Here is a 19,944-nt window from a genome sequence, read left to right on the forward strand (position 1 = left end):
CCTTTCTTTATATTCTATTCTCCTGGATGACTTGAAATTACCTTTCCGGCATTCCATAACATTACTGTCTTTTTAGCGGCTTCTAGTCGTTCTTCTTCCGAGTGGAAGTCAATGGTCACAGAATGGCATCCACAATCCAGACACATTACATAATATCCACAGCCACTTTCTTCTTCTAACAATGATCCACCATCACATAATGGACAGTCATGAATCTCTAACATTTCTTCAATATCCATAATTAGCCTCTTTCTGTTGTTCTTTTTATTTTTTCAAACACATTATAACACTGTTTTTTTCAGTTGTCATGTGATTCGCATAATGAATTTTTTTTAAAACAAACAGTATGTAGATGAGGTATTAACTTTACGTTATGCGTTTGTCTTATTTATTTGCACTATCTGCATCTACTACAGACTGAATCTGTTTCATAAGTGCATCATAGTTATCCTGATTATCAATTCCTCCAACCATTGGCTCACCTACAACATTCCCTTTTCTGTCTACAAGAATTGTTGTCGGAAATGCCATAATCTCAGAGGCATATTTGCCTGCATCTGAATTAGCATCCAGTGCGAAATTACGATATTTTGCACCTTGGCTTTCAAGAATTTTCTTCGCTTCTTTTATTGTAGATTCCTTTCCGTCAAAAGTATCGGTATTCACTCCTACAACTTCCCCTCCCATTGACTTGATCGCATCATTTAATTCATTAAGCTTTGACAATTCTGCTACACAAGGCTTACATCCTGTAAACCAGAAATTCATAACCGTTACTGCATTTTTAGAAAAAAGACTTTCATCAACATCATTTCCATCAAAATCTTTTCCTGAAATATTATTGAATGCGATTATATCATCATCTTCGGATTCGGAAGCACCTGATGCATCCAGTTTGTTTTCGACTTCCGTTATCTGTTCTTCTATTCCCCGGATTGTCTCTATATCTTCTTTTAATGTTTTCAATTCATCATCCGTAAAAGACTTTTTGTTTGCTTCCACCGTAGAAGCAAGATAATCGGCATAGTCACCTGAACCGGCATCTGTTTTGGACATCTTGCTAAATACTTTTTCCCAGACATCTTTGTGTTTTTCAAAAATCTGGTTTTCCTGTTGATATAAATCATCCAGTTTTGCCTGCAGGTCTTCTGTCTTATCTGTCCCTTCTGACACAGATGCAGAATCTGCTTTTCCCGAATCCCCCTTTCCTGTACATGCAGTAAATGATAATGCTACACAAAGTGTAAGGATCATAATGATAGTTTTTCTTGTTTTCATGGTAAAAAACCTCCTTTTTATTTGTCATTAAATTTTATAAACTGATAGTGAATCGCATCTTTAGGACAAGCTTTCATGCAGGCTCCGCATCGTATACATTCCGGATGATTTGGAGTCTTTATGACGTTAACATCCATTTTGCATGCTTTTGTACATTGATGGCATCCGACACATTTCTCATCCTCAATCTTAATGCTAAGAAAAGATATCTTATTGAATAAAGAATAAATTGCGCCAAGCGGACAGATCCATTTACAAAATGGTCTGTAAAACAGAATGCTAAGCATGATTACTGTGATTAAAATAATCAATTTAAAAGAAAACAGTTTTCCAAGCGCTGAGCGAATGGCAGCATTTCCAAGCGACAGAGGTATCGCTCCTTCTAAAACTCCCTGAGGACAAATATATTTACAGAAGAACGGATCTCCCATTCCAATAGAATTTGTTACAACTACCGGAAGAAGTATAACAAAAACTAAAAGAATTATATATTTAAGATACCTTAGAGGCTTGAGCTTTTCTGTAGAAAACTTTTTCCCCGGAATTTTATGAAGTAAATCCTGAAACCACCCAAATGGACACAAGAACCCACATATAAATCTCCCGAAGACTACACCAAGTAAAATGAAAAATCCTGTTATATAGTACGTAAATTTAAACTTTGATGAACCTACGACTGCCTGAAAAGCTCCGATTGGACAGGCACCTGCTGCCGCAGGACAGGAATAACAATTCAATCCTGGCACACATACTGTTTTTGCATTTCCCTGATATATTCTTCCCTTAAATAGATTAGGGATATGTATATTGGTAAGTAATGTGGCAGCTGCCTGTATCCAGCCACGTAACCTGGCTATTTTTTTTGATATTACATTTGTTTTTTTATCCAATTCCTACACACTCCAGACATAATTTTATTGCTTTACTAAGCACAACCGTAGCTTCGCCTCTAACAGCGCCGTAGCCCATCATGCTCACACCAGCGATAAGTAAAATAAACTGTGATATTTTCCTGTATTTCAAGATTAGTATTACTCCTTTCTTATGCTATGTAGTATTCTATTTGTCTTTGTTGACCTGCTGACTTTTGTATTATACAATAGATGATGTAAAATTTCTGTTAAGCGAATGGAGAGATTATTTTGAGATTATTAATTGTTGAGGATGAAAAGAAATTATGTGATACCATCGCAAAAACTCTGTACCAGGCAGGTTATGAAGTAGATACCTGCTATGATGGTGATGAGGCACTTGATTATATTTTGGCAGAGAACTATGATCTAATCGTGCTTGATCTTAATCTGCCCGGCACAGATGGTATGGATATTCTAAAAGAACTCCGAAAGGAAAACGAAGAAACAAAGGTTCTCATTTTATCTGCAAGAAGCCAGATTGTGGATAAGGTTGAAGGCTTAGATGCCGGGGCTAATGATTATATGGAAAAACCTTTTCATTTGCAGGAATTAGAAGCCCGTATCCGAAGTCTGACAAGACGTAAATTTATACAAAAAGACATTTGTCTGCATTGTGGAGAGATCAAGTTTGATACGAAAAAACGGGAAGCATATGCGAAAGAGACGCTTGTATCTTTAACCAGAAAAGAAAATGGGATTTTAGAATATTTACTTCTTAATCAAGGCAGACCTGTCAGCCAGGAAGAACTTATTGAACATGTCTGGGATGCATCTGTAGACAGTTTTAGTGGATCTATCCGGGTACATATGTCTTCTCTTAGAAAAAAGTTTAAAGTTGTGCTTGGTTATGACCCCATCGTAAACAAAATAGGGGAAGGTTATAAGCTCGTGGAGGCTGTATCATGAAAAAAATATCACTTCAGTGGAGACTCACTATTATAACAACGTTACTGATTGCAATAATATGTGGATGCCTTACTATATTTATCTACAAAAATGGAGTCTACTATATCGACTCCCTGCAAAATACTGTAGATGCCAAAAGTGAAAATAACAGTAGAAATAATTCAGATAAAATCTATATCCGTATTCCGGATGAAGACTGGAATAATTTCGCAAAGAATTTTTCAATCCAGGTGTATAACAACAAAGCAGACTACAAAAGAAATAGCCTTATATTTTCAACATTGCTCTCCCTTCTTGGGGGTGTTCTTACCTTTTTCATTAGCGGTCATGCATTGAAACCACTATGTGATTTTTCCAAAAAAATTGAAGAAGTACAGGCACAAAACCTGTCGGATTCTCGAATAGAAGAAAGTAAAATTCCAGAACTGAATCAGCTCAGTACTTCATATAATAAGATGCTTGAACGTTTGTCGGAGGCATTTGAAATGCAACGGCAATTTACCGCCAATGCTGCGCATGAGCTTCGTACACCACTTGCTGTTATGCAACTTCAGATTGATCTTTATAATTCCACACAGCATCCGGACAATGATTCGTCTGCACAACAGACTATAAAAATGATTACCGAACAGACAGAGCGGCTCAGCAAAATGGTCAGGACACTTCTTGATATGAGTGAACTACAAACAATAGCACGAGATGAAGAAATCGAAATAGATGCACTGATTGAAGAAGTCCTTGCCGATTTAGAACCTCTTGCTCAGGAAAAAGACATAAGACTCACTGGAAAATGTGACAAAGTGATTTTAATAGGAAGCGATATACTTATCTACCGGCTGGTCTATAATCTTGTAGAAAATGCTATAAAATATAATATTTCCGGTGGTACGGTCACAGTAACAGCAACACAGCGAGACAAACATATTTATCTCGCTGTTGAGGACACTGGAAACGGAATTCCCGAAGAACTTAAAGAACGAATCTTTGAACCCTTTTTCCGTCTGGATAAATCCAGAAGCCGGGCACTTGGCGGTGTAGGTCTTGGTCTTGCACTCGTCCATGAAATTGTAAGGGTACATGACGGTAGCATTTTCGTTAAAGACAATGCGAACTCCGGCACAACTTTTGAGGTGATTTTTTCATAAATCCTTTTCGAATAAAGTTTCGAAAACACTTGTTTTATATAGTATCTCATGATACAATTATTATAAAAACATATGTTTATAAAGGAGAGTGTATTTTGATGAGCTATGGAAAGATAAGTGCAAAGCAGAAAGAGATACTGGAATATATAAAGCAATCCATTTTAAGCCATGGTTACCCACCGGCAGTTCGTGAAATCTGTGAAGCAGTTCATTTAAAGTCTACTTCTTCTGTACATTCTCACTTAGAGACTTTAGAGAAGAATGGATATATCAGACGTGATCCATCGAAACCAAGAGCAATTGAGATCATAGATGATAATTTTAACCTGACAAGAAGAGAACTTGTGAATGTACCTATTGTCGGAACGGTCACAGCAGGCGAACCAATCCTTGCAATCGAGAATATCCAGGGATACTTCCCAATCATGCCGGAGTTTGTAAACAACAAGCAGACATTTATGCTTAAGGTAAAGGGCGAAAGCATGATTAATGCAGGTATTTTTGACGGAGATTTTATTTTAGTAGAAGAAACACCAACTGCCTCAGATAATGATATTATTGTGGCATTATTAGAAGACTCTGTTACTGTAAAGAGATTTTATAAAGAAGAAGATCACATCCGCCTCCAGCCTGAGAACGATACGATGGATCCCATCATTATTCCACAAGGTGCCCCAATCTCTATTGTAGGTAAGGTTATCGGATTATATCGTGTATTTAAGTAATACTATGAATTTCATTACTTCTTCCTCATAATCACTTATATTATATAGAGGAAGAAGTAAAAAGAGTTCCCAGGACATCCACTCTGCAGAAGTATCTGTCCTGGGAACTCTTTTTAATTCTACTGTAAATCTTCTTTACTAATCTGTTTTCCATCTCTCCAGATTCTTTCCAAATCATAGAAAGCACGATCTTCTTTACTGAATACATGAACAATGATATCCTTGTAATCCATAAGAATCCAGTTTGCACTCTGGTATCCTTCAATCTGCTTTGCATCATATCCTGCTCTGCCAAGTGCTTCTTCTGCACTGTCAGCCATAGCCTGTACTTGATTACGGTTTAAACCATCTGCAATGATAAAATAATCAGCAAGAACAGATACTTCGCTGATATCTATAATTGTAATATCTTCTGCTTTTTTATCTTCTAATGCTTCTACAGCAAGAAGAGCCATTTTTTTAGATTCGTTCATGATTAATTCCTTTCTTTATAGTAATCATATGTTTTCTGTGTCATAGGATCAGTCACGCTTTTCTTTCTGGCAAGGTAGGCAATCGTATCTTCTAAAATAAGAAGCAGGCAGGCATCAATATCTTTAAATGCCAGTTCTCTTACTTTAGGCAGATCTTCTGCTTTATCTCTATTAGCCTCTATATAATCCGCAATAAAAACAATCTTATCGAGCAAAGACATATCCGGACAGCCTGTTGTATGCCAAATGATTGCAGAAAGTATTTCTGAATCAGTCACACCATATATTTCATTTGCAAAACATGCTCCAAGCTTTGCATGAAGTAGTTCCGGATTCTTTCGTTCGTAGTCTGAAACAGGAATTCCATAGCTTTCACACTTGGAAATCTTATCTTCAGAAGAAAGATATTTGGCACAATCATGAAGTAAACCTGCAATTCTTGCCTTCTCAATATCTACACCATACCGCATGGCAAGACAGGTACTGGTATATTCCACACCAATGGTATGTTCATATCTCTTTGAAGATAGTTTCTTTTTTAAATTTTCTTTTATTTTCTGTATTTGCATCATAGCTTTATTGCTCCTTTTTTTCTGCGTCCTGACCGTCTGGCTGATAAAGACCATGTTCATAAATATAATGCTCTACTTTATCAGGAAGAAGATATCGAATACTCTCACCATCTCTCACCCGTCTACGGATATCATTCGATGAGATTTCTAATACAGGAGAGTTTAAACGGTGTATTTCTGAATCATATTTATTCTCAATGTATTCAATCTGACTATTTAAAGAACTCCCTGTTCCGGCTCTCCCTGCTACTACGATTGTAGCCATTTTTAAGATTTGTTCCGGTTCTTTCCACGATTCAATATGATAAAGAGAATCTGCCCCCATAATAAAAAAGTATTCATAATCCGGATGGCGTTCGGTAAGGTGAGAGAGGGTCTCAACCGTATACGTGTTACCCTCTCTGTTAAGTTCTTCTTTAGAAAGCCGGAAATGCCCGTTATCTTCTATCGCAAGTTCTGCCATTGCTACTCTGTCCTCTTCCGTAACAGAATTGGAAATCTTTTTATAGTAAGGATTTTTCGTTGGCATAATCAAAATCTCATCCAGCTGAAATTGATGAAATGCTGTTTCTGCCAACAATAAATGTCCAAAATGAATGGGATTAAATGTTCCTCCCATAATACCTATTTTTTTATGATCTGCCATGACTTCATACCTGTATCTTTATGGTAATACGATTTTACTGTTTTCCTTCGCTGGTTTATATAATACAATCTTTTTACCGATAACCTGTACTACCTCAGAACGAGTTCTTTCTGCAAGAACTTCTGCAATTTCTCTTGGGTCATCAAAACAGTTCTTTAAAACAGATACTTTTACTAATTCTCTTTTATCAATTGCTTCGCGGATTCCCTCAATTACTTCTGGAGTAAGAGATGCTTTTCCAATCTGGAAAATAGGGTCCATTGTCATCGCCAGGCTTTTTAAATAAGCTCTTTGTTTGCTTGTCATAATATTTCCTTTCTATTCTATTTCTATTTTTCTATTTCTATATTTCTACTTCATTTTTTCTTTTTTTAATTGGTATTTATTTATAATAATCAAAGGCAAGGTTATATAACTGTACGGTATCCCCTTCTTCGATTCCCAGTTCCTCTAAACGATCTAAAATACCGTTTTCTTTCATAAACTTCTGGAAGAATTCAAATCCTTTTTCGGATTCTAAGTTCGTATATCCAAGCATACGCTCTACTTTAGGACCTTCTACACTGTATACGCCCGGTTCTTCCATCTTAACAACGATAGATTCCTGATCATCATCTTCCTGAAGTTCAAAGAAGTATTCCTGATCGAACTCAATCGGTTCTTCCGGTAATTCTTTTAAAAGATCATTAACATACCAAAGAAGTTCTTTTACACCCTGTCCACTTACTGCGGAAATCGGGAAAATCTTCATATCTTTGTCTGCGAAAGCTTCTTCAAGCATTTCAATGATCACTTCACTGTCCTCTTCTGGCATCGCATCCATTTTATTGGCTGCGATTACCTGTGGGCGCTTGGCAAGTTCCGGATTATACGCCTCTAATTCTTTATTGATCGCTATGATATCTTCAATCGGATCTCTGCCTTCAACAGAGGCCGCATCTACAAGATGAATCATTACTTTCGTACGTTCAATATGACGTAAGAACTGATATCCAAGACCAACACCTTCTGAAGCACCTTCAATGATACCCGGAATATCCGCGATAACAAAACCGTTTCCTTCTGCTAAGTCTACTACACCAAGGTTTGGATTAAGTGTAGTAAAATGATAATTGGCAATCTTTGGCTTGGCGTTTGTTACACGAGAAAGAAACGTAGACTTTCCAACATTCGGAAATCCAATCAATCCAACGTCTGCAATTACTTTAAGTTCTAAATCAACCCACAGTTCTTTTGCTCTTTGTCCTGGCTGTGCGTACTTTGGTGCCTGCATTGTTGCTGTAGCATAATGCTGATTACCCTTTCCACCACGACCACCTTTTAAAAGCACTACCGGTTCCGTACGATTTGCCATATCAAGAATGACTTTGCCGGTTTCTGCATCTTTTACAACCGTTCCTGCCGGCACTTTTAAAATCATATCTTCTCCGCTTGCTCCGGTACATTTCTTTTTCGAGCCTTCTTTTCCATCACCGGCACAATATTTTCTTTTATGTCTGTAGTCAACCAGTGTATTTAATCCAGGGTCAACTACAAATATTAAATCTCCGCCTTTTCCGCCGTCTCCGCCGTCCGGACCGCCGTCTGGTACATAAAGTTCTCTTCGGAAGCTGACATGTCCATCTCCGCCTTTTCCGGAGCGGATAAAGATGCGCGCACGATCTGCAAACATTACATACACATCCTTTCTATATATTTTTATCTATATTGTTGTCTATATATTTTCTGTTGTTGTATTTTGAAATATTGGTCAGAACCAGATTATAAATACATAGTTCTGCTAATTGAAATTTAATTTATAGTGAAATAATGCAGCTAAATATGCAATACTTCCAACATTCTACATGCATGCCCAAATAAATTTAAGCCGTCGAAAAATCACAAATAGCTACGGATATAATTTAAGAGTATAGAAGAAAAGCGGCTTCAAATCAAAACGCTTTGAAGCCGCTGATAAACAAGATTTAACTATGCCACTGGATGTACAGAGCACTGTTTTTTATCTCTGCCTTTTCTTTCGAAACGTACTACACCATCTACTAATGCAAATAATGTATCATCTCCACCGCGTCCTACATTAACGCCTGGATGAATCTTTGTACCACGCTGTCTGTAAAGAATATTACCAGCTTTTACAAATTGTCCGTCTGCTCTTTTCGCACCAAGTCTCTTGGACTCAGAATCACGTCCGTTCTTTGTGGAACCAACACCTTTCTTATGTGCGAAGAATTGAAGGTTCATTTTCATCATAGTCGTTACACCTCCCTTGTTATAACTTTTAACCAGATATCATACTGTTCTTCAATAGAATGAACTCCAAGATCAAAGGAATTCATCAACAACAATGCTTTGTCGCTGAGAGGATTCTTAAAAGTAACCTGAACAAGTCCAAGTTCTTCCTGTTCTGTCACCTCAAACTCATCATCAGTAAACATATCAAGACTGTTTACCAGATTAATTGTCAGTACAGATACAGAACAGCAGACTAAATCTGCTCCCTCTTCTACACTGTCAGCATGACCAATTACCTGAAATCCTTTATACTGATTCTCAGGCTTTTTGTAGATAGTAATCTGAATCATATCTCTACCAGTTTTTGTTTAACAAACTGTCTCGTCTGTTTCTGCTCACTTAACCTTAATTAAGCATTAATTTTTTCAATCTTAACTTTAGTATAAGGCTGTCTGTGACCCTGTTTTTTGTGGTAGCCTGTTTTTCTCTTGTACTTGTAAACGATAACTTTTTTATCTTTACCGTCTTCAACTACAGAAGCTTCTACTGTTGCACCTGCAACAACAGGATCTCCCACCTTAGTCTCTTCTCCGCCTACAACTAAAACCTGGTCAAATGTATAAGCAGATCCAGCTTCAACACCAAGCTTTTCAACTTTGATTACGTCGCCTTCGCTTACTTTATACTGTTTACCACCTGTTGCAATAATAGCGTACATATGGCACCTCCTAATAATTACTCGCCAGTTTTGGTGTTCTGTTATGAAACTTATACCGAACTGTGCGGCATACGGCTATTATAATAACAGCCATTCGATATAATGTCAAGTGTTTTTTATAAAAACTCTTTAAAAAACTCTTTGAAAATTTTTTAGTTTTTTTGCATTTTCCTGCAAACAGTTATTTGTTCCAAAAGAGGCCTTCTGACTTTACTCCGGGTCATCTCTACAAGATTTAATGCAGTCATATCTACAACATTACAGTGTATCCTGTCTTTTCTACATTCATTCTCTAATAAAAGTAGTAATTTTTCTTTCTGTTTTTCGTCTTTCATATTGATAAAATCAATCATAATGATACCGGAAATATTCCTCAGGCGGATCTGTCTTGCGATTTCTTTCGCGGCTTCACGATTTATTTGATAAAATAAAGTATCTTCCTGACGTTTTTTCTTTAACACACTTCCGGTATTTACATCAATTACAGTCATTGCCTCTGTATGTTCAATTACAAGACTTGCTCCGGATTTTAGCCATATATATTTGCCATAAGCTTCTTCATAATAATGAGCAAAACGATACAGGTTATAAAGGGAATAGGTATCTTCATAAAAAGTAACAGATATTTCATCAAAAGAAGTATCCTTTTTATAATACTCCTGCAATTCTTCATATATTTCCTTACTGTCTGTCAAAATCTCATCTAAGGCTTTTGCCGGCAGTTCTTTCCCAAGAGTAATATAATACGGCGGTTCTTTGTATAAAAGAGTCTTTCCCACAGCAATCTTCGCTTTTCTCATCAGCTCCTGATAGCGTTGCTGTAATACTTTTAACTCTTCTGTCAGTATTTCTTCTGCAATCCCTGCTGCATTCGTACGTACAATGATGCCGTAGTCTTCATCTGTATATTTTTTTGCAAGGGAATCTAATCTCTCTCTTTCCTCTTTCTTTCGAATTTTTTTTGAAATACCGATACGTTTTTCTGTAAGAGTAAAAACAAAATATTTGCCATCCAGACTAACGTTTCCTGTGCATACCGGCAGTTTTGTCTTAACAGCATCTTTCGTAATCTGCACTAAAATAATATCTCCGCCGTAAAGCTTATTTTCATGTCCAGGAGATAACTTTATCGGCTGTTCTCCAGATAAGGAATAATAACATTTCTGTCCCTCGCCTATTTCTAAAAAAGCTCCCTGAATTCCTTCCGCAATACGTTCTACTCTGGCTGCATAAATATTTCCAAGAAGACTTTCCTGTTCCTTTGGCTCACAATAAAGTTCTTCCGGAATACCATCCTGAAAATATCCATAACAGATGACTCCTTCTTTTTCTGATATGACTAACTTATTTTTTTTCATTTCCATATATGATAACCTCAATTTAATCTTCTGGCTGAAAAAAGACCGATGAACTTCTTCACCGGCCTTTTTATATAATTATATTAAATATATACTTTAATCTTTCGATACTTCACACCATGTGCAGATGCCTGACGATGACTGGAATAATAGACATCAATCCTTTTTCCTTTGATTGCTCCTCCAGTATCTTCTGCTGTATAGATAATCTTACCAATCTTAACCTTCGTTCCTAAAGGAATTAATCGCTTATCTACTGCAATCGTATGCTTTGCTCTTGGTCTTTTCCCACTGGCAGTCATACAGCCTGCCCACTTTCCTGCACAACTTCTACAGTTACAGTAACCGGTTGTGCGGACACGCATTGTTATGTAATTCTTAACAGTAACAACACTTTGTGCACAAATGTTTGTTCCGGCAATCCTTGCTGTAATAACTGCAGTACCTTTATCTTTTGCGGTAACCTGTCCGTTACGCTTTACCGTTGCAACTCTTTTCTTACTGGAAGTCCAGATTATCTTCTTTGAGCGGCTGTTAGATATGTTCACTCTTAACTTAATCTTATCGCCCCGCTCTACAACGGAACCCACTTTATTCAATCGTATCGACGCCTGTGGCTGAACACTTAACTGTGTATTGTTCGAATTAATCTGTTGTGCAGAAACCTTCTGCGGGAAAAGGCAGAGAAAGCTTAACATAAAAATGAATGCTGCGATGATGTTATACTGTTTACACTTCATAATAGACCTCCTTTTCGTCTTTCAATTTCTATTACGAAATGTATTATAACATATTCATCACATTTTGTTAACCCTTTTTTAACAAAAAGAGTAATCTAATTAATATTTTTGTAATATTTACTCTTCCGGATGCTTTTCTTCAGCAATATCCCAGCCGACAGAACCTAATGGCTGAAGCTCTCCATCTTTTTTTAAATAGGTTTCCAGACGGTGATACTGAAATCCCATTGGATCATAATCATATCCAAGATATTTACAAAAAGCTTCCATAACAAGCTGTGGTTTTAAATTCTCTGCACTACCGGTAACCAGCTTCATAAAGATTCCTTCCTGTTTTAATGGAAGCCCCGGAATAAGCGGTTCAGATTCATATTCACGAATATCAAGAATCAACGGTGCAATATCTACTTCTTTTTCCGAACGCTTCGTTTTCTTTATAACCGGAATCTTCTCCTGAAGATAAAAAGGCTGGGTACGTTTTAAAAATGCATCTTTATAATAATAGCCTTCGCGAAATGTTACAAGATAATCTGCTGCCTCTGTTACTGCCATACAGTTTTTCTCTTTTTCATCAATTTCTTTAAATTCAAGGACAGAAATCCCCTCATTCATTACCGCATTGATGCGTTTCAGCATTTCCTCACTGCTATAAGACCAGTCAAAAGAAATATCCGCATATTCTCCTTCACTGGTCATCCCAAGACCAAGCGGTGCAGCAAAACTCATAATCTGATGAGGACTCATTCCTTTTGAAAAAGAAACAGGAAGCTCTGCACGCATCAATGCCTTTTGAAAATATCTTTGTACATCCAGATGTCCTATAAATTTCAGAACTCCTGTTTTAGTCCATTTTACTCTTACTTTCATAGCAGACACCTCCTCCAAATCTTGCCGCTCCACAGCCGGAACATTTCTCACGACAGTTTGGGGTCACCTTTTCTGCCATCGCGTTATTCCATTCACGTTTTAAAAATTCTTTTGTTACACCGATATCAATGAAATCCCATGGGAAGACTTCATCAAGCTCTCTCTTTCTTGTTGTATAGAAATGATAATCAAGAGCATTTTCCTCCATCGTTTCCATCCAGGTATCATAATCAAAAAACTCTGTCCATGCATCATAGATACAGCCTTTTTTATAAACATCATAAATCACTTTACAAATACGGCGGTCACCACGAGCAAGAATTCCTTCTAAAACTGTAGTCTTAGCATCATGCCACTTAAAAGACAGGCTACGATGATTATGCTGAATCTTAAATTCATCATTGACGATATGTGCTTTCTGCTTATATTCATCCTCCTCACACATCGATGCCCACTGGAATGGGGTAAATGGTTTTGGAACAAAGAACGAAGCACTTGCACCAACAGAAATACGGCCATGACGATATTCCGCATCCATACTATAGTAATTCATGGCGATCTTTTCAGCAAGATGAGCGATTCCTTTAATATCTTCCTCTGTTTCTGTTGGGAGTCCCATCATGAAATAAAGTTTTACTTTACTCCATCCTCCTTTAAATGCTTCCATTGCCCCATGAAGAATCACTTCTTCTGTAAGCCCTTTATTAATGACGTCACGCATTCTCTGTGTTCCGGCTTCCGGAGCAAAAGTAAGGCTGCTCTTTCGTACATCCTGCACTTTGCTCATAACATCCAAAGAAAATGCATCGATTCTAAGAGATGGCAATGCGATATTAATATTCTTAGAACGATAATTATCAATCAGATAATTGCAAAGTTCTGGTAAATGACTGTAATCGCTTGAACTTAGGGAACTCAGAGAAATCTCGTCATTTCCAGTTCCTTTAATCCCGGTTGAAGCAAGTTTTTCAAGCATTGGAAGAGAACGTTCTCTTAACGGACGATAAATCATACCCGCCTGACAAAAACGGCAGCCCCTTGTACATCCACGTTGAATCTCAAGCACACAACGATCCTGCGTTACTTTAATATAGGGAACAATCTGCTTTTCCGGATAAAAAGTATTGGATAAATCCATCTGTACCTGTTTTAAGATTGTTCTTGGGACATCCTCGTAAAGAGGTTCAAAAGAAGCAATCGTTCCGTCTTCATTATAAGTTGTCTCATAAAGAGAAGGAACATAAATACCCGGAATATGAGAAGCTTTCCGAAGAAATTCTTTACGGCTTCCTCCATTTTGCTTATGTTCTTTATATAAATCCATCAGATCATAATATACTGTTTCACTTTCCCCGATATAAAACATATCAAAAAAGTCTGCAAGTGGCTCCGGATTATAAGTACAAGGTCCTCCACCAATAACAAATGGAGCATCTTCCCTTCTATCCTTCGCATAAATACCAATCTGACTCAGATCAAGAACCTGCAAAATATTTGTATAGCACATTTCATACTGAATCGTGATTGCCAGAAAATCGAACATAAATACAGGGTCCTGACTTTCTAATGCAAAGAGCGGAATATTTTCCTCACGCATCACTTTATCAAGATCTACCCAAGGAGAAAATACACGTTCACAGTAGATATCATCCCTGCGGTTCATCTGATCATATATGATCTTCATCCCTAAATGAGACATCCCGATCTCGTACACATCCGGGAAGCACATCGCAAACCTTATTTTCCCTTCCGGGTCTTTCCTTACCATGTTTACTTCATTCCCAATATAGCGTACTGGTTTCTCTATTTTTAGCAATATTTCATCGGTTAATGCTAAATTATTCATAAAATTCCCTTTCATTGTTGTTTATTTTTCACAAAACATATATTTGCTTAAATTTTAATATTTAAGTGATTTTTAATGTGAATTCAAACAAATTTATGCATCAGTTTTTCTATAATATCAAAAAAATTCACTTTTTGCAAATTCCAGACTCTTTAAAAGTATGTGGACTAAAAAGATCAACTGGATAAACGAACAAGAATAGTTATTTTTTATTTTCTCTTTTTTCTTTTGCTCCAAAGATATCTGATCAAACTACCCTGCCTTACTTCCGAGCACATTCTCCTTCACTTCCCCGCAGGATTCCCAGTCCATGTTCTAGATTTGGAAGCAGAAACTCTAAAGATTCCTTCACTGCTTTCGGACTGCCCGGAAGGTTAATAATCAATGTTCTTTTGCGGATTCCTGATACAGCACGACTAAACATGGCACGAGGGGTAATCGTCATAGAATAATTACGAATTGCTTCAGCAATTCCATTTGCCATACGATTGCAAACGGCAATCGTTGCTTCCGGTGTTCTGTCGCGTTCAGAAAAACCTGTTCCACCCGTTGTAAAAATAACGTTCACCTGACGCTGGTCACTTAAACGCATGAGTTCTTTTTCTAAAAGGAGTTGTTCATCAGCAAGAAGAAGCGTTTCTTTTATATCATATCCTGCAGATTTTAGCATTTCTACAATAGCTGGCCCGCTTTTATCCTCCCTTTCTCCTGCTGCTCCTTTATCACTTAAAGTAATCACTGCTGCTGTATACGGTCTGTCTGCTTTAGGTAAAATACAGGTAACTTCCTGACCGACTTTAATGTGTCCTCCCTCTACTACTTCTGCAAACACGCCTTCTCTTGGCATAATGCAGTCACCCATTTTTTTATAGATTACGCAATGATTATGACATTCTTTTCCAATCTGTGTCATTTCTAAAACAACATCGCCGATAACAAAACGGGTGCCGACCGGCATCGCACTAAAATCAAAGCCCTCAACAATTAAGTTTTCGCCAAAAGATCCTGGATGGATATCTGCTCCTTTTGCCTTAAATGCATCAACTTTTTCTTGGGAAAGAAGACTGATCTGACGATGCCATTTGCCGCCATGGGCATCACCTTCTATTCCCCAGTCTGCTATAATATTTGCTTCTTCGATGAAATGTTTTTGTACCCCTCTTTTCTCACTGATACAAATCCCAGTGATTTTTCCCATAATATCTTCTCCTCTCATCCACCAATCTGCCCCATAAAATGTTTTTCCGACACGCTTTTTACATCTTCAAAACAGTGCATCTGTGGTTTGTTTTTTATGCTTTCTATTAATATTTTTTGAATACTTTCCTGCCGTTTTTCTTTATGTTCCATCCGCAATGCAGGCTTTAATGCCCACCGCTGCTCGTAGCAGAGGCATGGCTTTATATCTCCTGTCGAAGTCATTCGGATACGGTTGCATAAATTACAGAACTTTCCATGTATCGCACTGATAAAACCGATATTTCCCTTGAATCTTTCGATGGAATAATAAACAGCCGGTCCATTTCCATATATCCGAAAATCTTCTGTTAAATTGCCGTAATACCTCATGATTTTCTCTTTTAGCTCTTCGTTAGAAATACTTTGTGGTATATTTCCATAACCAATCGGCATCATTTCAATAAAACGTACACTTAATGGCAGATTTTTCGCAAGCTGGGTAAGTGGCAGCCACTCTTCCTCATTCATTCCTTTTTGTAAAACAGCGTTGATTTTTACCGGAATACCAGACTCTACCGCCTTTGTAATGGATGCAAGAACAACTGATAATTTATCAAATCCTGTAACCTGTTTATATTTTTCTTTGTCTAATGTATCTAAGCTGATATTTACTGCATCAAGACCTGCCTGCATCAAACTTTCTAATTGTTCTCCCAGCAACAGACCATTTGTTGTTAATGTGACAACTTCTGTCCCCGGAATCTCTTTTATCATACGAATTAATTTAGAACATTCTCTTCTTACAAGCGGTTCCCCTCCCGTAATTTTAAAACGGGTAATCCCTAGCTTTACTGCCTCCTGACAGACTGCCGTAATCTCTTCATACGTAAGAATATCCTTCATTGGAATCCAGTCAGCCCCGTCCGGCATGCAGTAGCAGCAGCGAAGATTACAACGGTCAGTAATAGAAATCCGCATATAATTTATCTCTCTGCCGTAACTATCTCTTATCCCTGTTTTTATCATTATAAAAATACCTTTTTATCTATTTTTATCTTGCTTTGGCATATTTTTAAACTCAAGAAATGCCATGATAATAGTGACAACTGCTGATAAAAAGTCGGCAATCGGTCCACAATAAATACAGCCTTCAATTCCCATAAATCGTGGCAGAATCAAAAGCAATGGTATGAAGAAAATAATCTGTCTTGTAAGAGACAGGAAAATACCCTTTGCCGGCTTTCCGATGGATGTAAAGAACGTGGATGTAATTGGCTGCAAGGCATCTAACCAGATAAAGAATAAGAAGATACGGAAGAAGCGTACTCCAAATGTAAAATATTCTGGCTCTCCTGTTCCAAAAAGTCCAAGAATCTGTCTCGGGAAAATCTGAAACAGTACAAAAGAAAAAATAGAAATTATTACTCCTGTTAATGCTGCAAGTCTATATGCTTTACGTACACGATCATACTTTTTAGCGCCGTAATTAAAACTCTCCACCGGCTGACTTCCCTGAGAAAGTCCGATTACAATAGAGAAAAATATCTGATTTACTTTAATTACGATTCCCGCACATGCCAGAGGAATCGCTTCTCCATAAATGGAAGATGCCCCATAAAAAGTCAATGAATTATTCATTACGATCTGCACGAGCATCATAGCAATCTGATTAAAAAAAGAAGCCATACCTATCTGTGCAGTTCTTCCAATATATTTTATCTGTGGATAAAAATGCTCTTTTTTTAACGGAATCGTTTTAAAATGAAGCAGATAATGAATAACAATAATCGCAGAAATAATCTGTCCGATAATCGTCGCCCAGGCTGCTCCAGCCATTCCCCATCGAAAGACCATAACAAATACCGCATCTAATATTGTATTAACAATCGCACCGACCAGATTACAAATCATCGCCATCTGTGGACTTCCATCCGCACGAATCAGATGACATCCTCCGGCTGTTAAAATCATAAATGGAAAACCGATTGCCGTAATACGTACATACGTCTGTGCATAGGGAAGTACGTCACCCGGAGCACCAAATCCTTTTAAAAGCGGCGTTAAAAATATCTCTGCAATTCCAAACAAGATTACACCGCTGCCGATCAGACATACAATAGCATTTCCAACAAAATATACTGCTCTTTCACTGCTTCCCCTTCCCATATTTAAATTAAAACAGGACGCACCACCGATACCAAACATTAAGGCAAGCGCAATGCAAGATGTTGTTAACGGAAACGCAACGTTCGTCGCCGCATTGCCAAGCGTACCGACTGCCTGTCCGATAAATAACTGATCAACAATATTATATAAAGCACTGACAATCATCGCAATAATACTTGGAACAGCAAACTTAACCATTAAAGAAGCGACAGAAGCCTCCCCCAATGGGTTTCCCGCCTGTATATTCTCTTTTTGTTCTTCACTCATATTTCCTCTCCTCTTTTCGTACTGCATAAAATGCGGCTGTCTTATCTAAACAGACAGCCACTTTTATTATAGCATCAATTTTACAAAATAAACAAACAAATATTTAGATTCTCAGAAATTATTTCTTTTAATCTCTCACAGCGATTCCTCCACTGAAAAATTCATATTTTTGATATAACTTTCCATAAACTTTTTATTTTCTGCCAAAGATACATGTATACAATTATTTGCAATATTTTTAGCCCGGACACGATAAGATTGATCCAACAAAAAGGACTGTACCCCCTGACCTGCTCCATTTCCTATTGAAATGATCTTCTCCCTGGATACCGGTGGCAAAAGTCCAATCGATAACGCATTATCTATATCAATATAATTGCCAAATGCTCCTGCTAATACAAGATAATCTATACTTTCCAGTGTGAGACCTGCCTCTTCTAATAAAGCCAGACAACCGGAACAAATCGAGCTTTTTGCCATCTGAATCTGACGGATATCTTTTTGAGAAATATAAACTGGATGCTCTCCTTCTGTAAAATAAAATGCCATATTATATTCTTCTGCTTCATGCAAATATCTTATCCATGGACTATATGGATTCATTCTTCTGCATTCATCCGGGTCAAGCAAGGTTCCCGTTTCATCAATTAAACCAGCTTTTCTAAGTTCTGCTACGGCATCAATAATTGCTGAACCACATAATCCCTGTGGCGTTCCTTCTCCGATCACTTTGTAAGTAAGCTGATTATTTTTGAAGGAAACTTTCTCGATTGCCCCATTTGTTCCACGCATGCCACAGGCAATATTTCCACCTTCTAACGCCGGACCACAAGCCGTAGATGCTGCCAGAAACTTTGGAAATGTCCCTACCGCAAGTTCCCCATTCGTGCCAAGATCAACCATTAAATATATTTTATCCTTCTTCGTTAACGTAAGAAGTACGGATGTTGTATCTGCACCAACAAATCCACCCAATAACGGTAAAAACTCTACTACTGCATTTGGATTACAGCATAATCCCGTCTCTCTTCCTGTTACAACTACTTCTTCTTTTATAATATTGGCAAAAGGATTCACTCCAAGGAAATATGGATTCATCCCATAAAACAAGTGCTGCATCGTACTGTTTCCACAAAGAACGACATGATAAATATTCTCTTTCAAATCTTGATACTCACTTCTTGCCTCTTCAAGCAGTTCATTCAATGTATCTATGACACAATCCCTTAATCTTTGCAGCATTTCGGGATTATCTCTTACACAGGAATTCCGCGTAATCACATCCGCTCCATAAGCTGTCTGTTTATTTAAAGCAGACTTTGTCGCAATTAATTCTCCTGTATTCAGATTATAAATATATACTGCAGCCGTTGTCGTTCCGATATCTGCCGCCACACCATAACAATACGGAGTAGTATCTCCTTCTTCCACTGCAGTAATCTCATCATTAAAATACACAAAGGTACAGCCAGTAAAATCAAGCGAAACATTCATCATCGAAAACTTTTGCATAACAGAAAGAGGTACTTTTTCAGTCTGCGAGAAAAACGTATTCTTTTCTCGCATCTTTTCGATAATTTCATCTTTGGTCACATATTTTTTAGAAACAGAAGGATGAAATTCTATATTTAAAGGAGCTGCCTTTGTTAATACGACTGTCTCCTGCCTATAATCTGACTCCTTTAAGCAAATCTCCATATCCTCTGTAATCTCTGTCTGGCAGGCAAGAACTTCTTTAAAGTTCTCATCCGCTTTCCCTTTGATACGCACCCTGCATTTTCCACATGTGCCGTTCCCCCCACAGACAAGATTTAGTGGAAAACCTGCTAATTCACAAGCAGCAAATAATTTCCCTCCATCCACAGCAATCTTTTTGTTCTGATTTATAAAATAAATTTGATAACTCATTTAT

Annotated in this window: 23 protein-coding genes; 3 read left to right on the plus strand and 20 right to left on the minus strand. The window is 37.5% G+C overall.

All coding sequences use genetic code 11. The features are described 5' to 3' along the window. Positions 1–14: 14 nt before the first annotated feature. The 4 genes from EHLA_RS08540 to EHLA_RS17020 all read right to left on the minus strand — a co-directional run bounded on the left by EHLA_RS08540 (position 15) and on the right by EHLA_RS17020 (position 2,304). Positions 15–239, minus strand: coding sequence for a Lar family restriction alleviation protein (locus tag EHLA_RS08540; protein WP_021907483.1), 225 nt, complete (start codon positions 237–239; stop codon positions 15–17). A gap of 145 nt (positions 240–384) precedes the next feature. Further along, complete coding sequence (locus EHLA_RS08545) at positions 385–1,278, minus strand: TlpA disulfide reductase family protein (RefSeq protein ID WP_096240302.1); 894 nt, start codon at positions 1,276–1,278, stop codon at positions 385–387. Between the two features lie 17 nt (positions 1,279–1,295). Next, positions 1,296–2,168 (minus strand): 4Fe-4S binding protein, encoded by an 873-nt coding sequence (locus EHLA_RS08550; RefSeq protein ID WP_096240304.1) that lies wholly within the window; start codon positions 2,166–2,168, stop codon positions 1,296–1,298. Continuing rightward, positions 2,161–2,304, minus strand: coding sequence for a CD1871A family CXXC motif-containing protein (locus EHLA_RS17020; RefSeq protein ID WP_096240306.1), 144 nt, complete (start codon positions 2,302–2,304; stop codon positions 2,161–2,163). Before EHLA_RS17020 ends, EHLA_RS08550 begins: the two co-directional genes overlap by 8 nt. A 110-nt stretch (positions 2,305–2,414) precedes the next feature. Between EHLA_RS17020 and EHLA_RS08560 the strand changes: the two genes are divergently transcribed. From EHLA_RS08560 to lexA, 3 genes are all read left to right on the plus strand, one after another. Then, positions 2,415–3,098: a response regulator transcription factor gene (locus EHLA_RS08560; RefSeq protein WP_096240308.1), complete on the plus strand. Its 684-nt coding sequence runs from the start codon at positions 2,415–2,417 to the stop codon at positions 3,096–3,098. Continuing rightward, positions 3,095–4,243 carry a sensor histidine kinase gene (locus EHLA_RS08565; protein ID WP_096240310.1) on the plus strand — a complete coding sequence of 383 codons (1,149 nt, stop codon included), beginning with the start codon at positions 3,095–3,097 and terminating at the stop codon, positions 4,241–4,243. Before EHLA_RS08560 ends, EHLA_RS08565 begins: the two co-directional genes overlap by 4 nt. 98 nt (positions 4,244–4,341) lie before the next feature. Next, positions 4,342–4,968, plus strand: a complete 627-nt coding sequence (lexA, locus tag EHLA_RS08570) for a transcriptional repressor LexA (RefSeq protein WP_021907478.1) — start codon at positions 4,342–4,344, stop codon at positions 4,966–4,968. Between the two features lie 119 nt (positions 4,969–5,087). On the opposite strand, the gene rsfS is transcribed toward lexA, so the two are convergent. From rsfS to EHLA_RS08650, 16 genes are all read right to left on the minus strand, one after another. Next, positions 5,088–5,441, minus strand: a complete 354-nt coding sequence (gene rsfS / locus EHLA_RS08575) for a ribosome silencing factor (protein WP_096240312.1) — start codon at positions 5,439–5,441, stop codon at positions 5,088–5,090. 2 nt (positions 5,442–5,443) lie between these two features. Continuing rightward, positions 5,444–6,013 carry a bis(5'-nucleosyl)-tetraphosphatase (symmetrical) YqeK gene (gene yqeK / locus EHLA_RS08580; protein WP_096240314.1) on the minus strand — a complete coding sequence of 190 codons (570 nt, stop codon included), beginning with the start codon at positions 6,011–6,013 and terminating at the stop codon, positions 5,444–5,446. A gap of 4 nt (positions 6,014–6,017) precedes the next feature. Continuing rightward, on the minus strand, positions 6,018–6,659 hold the full coding sequence (nadD, locus tag EHLA_RS08585; RefSeq protein WP_021907475.1) for a nicotinate-nucleotide adenylyltransferase: 642 nt from the start codon (positions 6,657–6,659) through the stop codon (positions 6,018–6,020). 18 nt (positions 6,660–6,677) lie between these two features. Beyond that, a complete protein-coding gene (gene yhbY, locus EHLA_RS08590) occupies positions 6,678–6,965 on the minus strand; it encodes a ribosome assembly RNA-binding protein YhbY (RefSeq protein WP_021907474.1) in 288 nt (95 codons plus the stop codon). Positions 6,966–7,041: 76 nt separating this feature from the next. Then, a complete protein-coding gene (obgE, locus tag EHLA_RS08595) occupies positions 7,042–8,331 on the minus strand; it encodes a GTPase ObgE (RefSeq protein WP_096240316.1) in 1,290 nt (429 codons plus the stop codon). 296 nt (positions 8,332–8,627) lie between these two features. Next, positions 8,628–8,909 carry a 50S ribosomal protein L27 gene (rpmA, locus tag EHLA_RS08600; RefSeq protein WP_005343674.1) on the minus strand — a complete coding sequence of 94 codons (282 nt, stop codon included), beginning with the start codon at positions 8,907–8,909 and terminating at the stop codon, positions 8,628–8,630. Between the two features lie 5 nt (positions 8,910–8,914). Next, a complete protein-coding gene (locus EHLA_RS08605; protein ID WP_021907472.1) occupies positions 8,915–9,241 on the minus strand; it encodes a ribosomal-processing cysteine protease Prp in 327 nt (108 codons plus the stop codon). A 59-nt stretch (positions 9,242–9,300) separates the two neighbouring features. After that, on the minus strand, positions 9,301–9,609 hold the full coding sequence (gene rplU, locus EHLA_RS08610) for a 50S ribosomal protein L21 (RefSeq protein ID WP_005343669.1): 309 nt from the start codon (positions 9,607–9,609) through the stop codon (positions 9,301–9,303). A gap of 152 nt (positions 9,610–9,761) precedes the next feature. Then, complete coding sequence (locus EHLA_RS08615) at positions 9,762–10,973, minus strand: ribonuclease E/G (protein ID WP_096240318.1); 1,212 nt, start codon at positions 10,971–10,973, stop codon at positions 9,762–9,764. Positions 10,974–11,050: 77 nt separating this feature from the next. After that, positions 11,051–11,707: a 3D domain-containing protein gene (locus EHLA_RS08620; RefSeq protein ID WP_096240320.1), complete on the minus strand. Its 657-nt coding sequence runs from the start codon at positions 11,705–11,707 to the stop codon at positions 11,051–11,053. 117 nt (positions 11,708–11,824) lie between these two features. Then, positions 11,825–12,574, minus strand: a complete 750-nt coding sequence (locus EHLA_RS08625) for a TIGR03936 family radical SAM-associated protein (RefSeq protein ID WP_021907469.1) — start codon at positions 12,572–12,574, stop codon at positions 11,825–11,827. Next, entirely contained in the window at positions 12,549–14,420 is a 1,872-nt protein-coding gene (locus tag EHLA_RS08630; RefSeq protein ID WP_096240322.1) for a TIGR03960 family B12-binding radical SAM protein, read from the minus strand. The genes EHLA_RS08625 and EHLA_RS08630 overlap by 26 nt, the downstream gene beginning before the upstream one ends. A gap of 262 nt (positions 14,421–14,682) precedes the next feature. Beyond that, on the minus strand, positions 14,683–15,618 hold the full coding sequence (locus EHLA_RS08635) for an MOSC domain-containing protein (protein WP_096241599.1): 936 nt from the start codon (positions 15,616–15,618) through the stop codon (positions 14,683–14,685). 14 nt (positions 15,619–15,632) lie between these two features. Beyond that, positions 15,633–16,625 (minus strand): GTP 3',8-cyclase MoaA, encoded by a 993-nt coding sequence (gene moaA, locus EHLA_RS08640; protein WP_154580773.1) that lies wholly within the window; start codon positions 16,623–16,625, stop codon positions 15,633–15,635. A 15-nt stretch (positions 16,626–16,640) separates the two neighbouring features. Next, complete coding sequence (locus EHLA_RS08645; protein WP_096240324.1) at positions 16,641–18,032, minus strand: MATE family efflux transporter; 1,392 nt, start codon at positions 18,030–18,032, stop codon at positions 16,641–16,643. Positions 18,033–18,167: 135 nt separating this feature from the next. Continuing rightward, positions 18,168–19,940 (minus strand): ASKHA domain-containing protein, encoded by a 1,773-nt coding sequence (locus tag EHLA_RS08650; RefSeq protein WP_096240326.1) that lies wholly within the window; start codon positions 19,938–19,940, stop codon positions 18,168–18,170. Positions 19,941–19,944 lie beyond the last annotated feature (4 nt).

This window comes from Anaerobutyricum hallii (assembly GCF_900209925.1).
Taxonomy (GTDB): Bacteria; Bacillota; Clostridia; order Lachnospirales; family Lachnospiraceae; genus Anaerobutyricum; species Anaerobutyricum soehngenii.

What these genes read in the sequence shown, in the direction of transcription:
- EHLA_RS08540 (WP_021907483.1), bottom strand. Translation starts at nt 239, where the DNA reads ATGGATATTGAAGAAATGTTAGAGATTCATGACTGTCCATTATGTGAT.
- EHLA_RS08545 (WP_096240302.1), bottom strand. Translation starts at nt 1,278, where the DNA reads ATGAAAACAAGAAAAACTATCATTATGATCCTTACACTTTGTGTAGCA.
- EHLA_RS08565 (WP_096240310.1), top strand. Translation starts at nt 3,095, where the DNA reads ATGAAAAAAATATCACTTCAGTGGAGACTCACTATTATAACAACGTTA.
- lexA (WP_021907478.1), top strand. Translation starts at nt 4,342, where the DNA reads ATGAGCTATGGAAAGATAAGTGCAAAGCAGAAAGAGATACTGGAATAT.
- rsfS (WP_096240312.1), bottom strand. Translation starts at nt 5,441, where the DNA reads ATGAACGAATCTAAAAAAATGGCTCTTCTTGCTGTAGAAGCATTAGAA.
- yqeK (WP_096240314.1), bottom strand. Translation starts at nt 6,013, where the DNA reads ATGATGCAAATACAGAAAATAAAAGAAAATTTAAAAAAGAAACTATCT.
- nadD (WP_021907475.1), bottom strand. Translation starts at nt 6,659, where the DNA reads ATGGCAGATCATAAAAAAATAGGTATTATGGGAGGAACATTTAATCCC.
- yhbY (WP_021907474.1), bottom strand. Translation starts at nt 6,965, where the DNA reads ATGACAAGCAAACAAAGAGCTTATTTAAAAAGCCTGGCGATGACAATG.
- obgE (WP_096240316.1), bottom strand. Translation starts at nt 8,331, where the DNA reads ATGTTTGCAGATCGTGCGCGCATCTTTATCCGCTCCGGAAAAGGCGGA.
- rpmA (WP_005343674.1), bottom strand. Translation starts at nt 8,909, where the DNA reads ATGATGAAAATGAACCTTCAATTCTTCGCACATAAGAAAGGTGTTGGT.
- EHLA_RS08605 (WP_021907472.1), bottom strand. Translation starts at nt 9,241, where the DNA reads ATGATTCAGATTACTATCTACAAAAAGCCTGAGAATCAGTATAAAGGA.
- rplU (WP_005343669.1), bottom strand. Translation starts at nt 9,609, where the DNA reads ATGTACGCTATTATTGCAACAGGTGGTAAACAGTATAAAGTAAGCGAA.
- EHLA_RS08615 (WP_096240318.1), bottom strand. Translation starts at nt 10,973, where the DNA reads ATGGAAATGAAAAAAAATAAGTTAGTCATATCAGAAAAAGAAGGAGTC.
- EHLA_RS08620 (WP_096240320.1), bottom strand. Translation starts at nt 11,707, where the DNA reads ATGAAGTGTAAACAGTATAACATCATCGCAGCATTCATTTTTATGTTA.
- EHLA_RS08625 (WP_021907469.1), bottom strand. Translation starts at nt 12,574, where the DNA reads ATGAAAGTAAGAGTAAAATGGACTAAAACAGGAGTTCTGAAATTTATA.
- EHLA_RS08630 (WP_096240322.1), bottom strand. Translation starts at nt 14,420, where the DNA reads ATGAATAATTTAGCATTAACCGATGAAATATTGCTAAAAATAGAGAAA.
- EHLA_RS08635 (WP_096241599.1), bottom strand. Translation starts at nt 15,618, where the DNA reads ATGGGAAAAATCACTGGGATTTGTATCAGTGAGAAAAGAGGGGTACAA.
- moaA (WP_154580773.1), bottom strand. Translation starts at nt 16,625, where the DNA reads ATGATAAAAACAGGGATAAGAGATAGTTACGGCAGAGAGATAAATTAT.
- EHLA_RS08645 (WP_096240324.1), bottom strand. Translation starts at nt 18,032, where the DNA reads ATGAGTGAAGAACAAAAAGAGAATATACAGGCGGGAAACCCATTGGGG.
- EHLA_RS08650 (WP_096240326.1), bottom strand. Translation starts at nt 19,940, where the DNA reads ATGAGTTATCAAATTTATTTTATAAATCAGAACAAAAAGATTGCTGTG.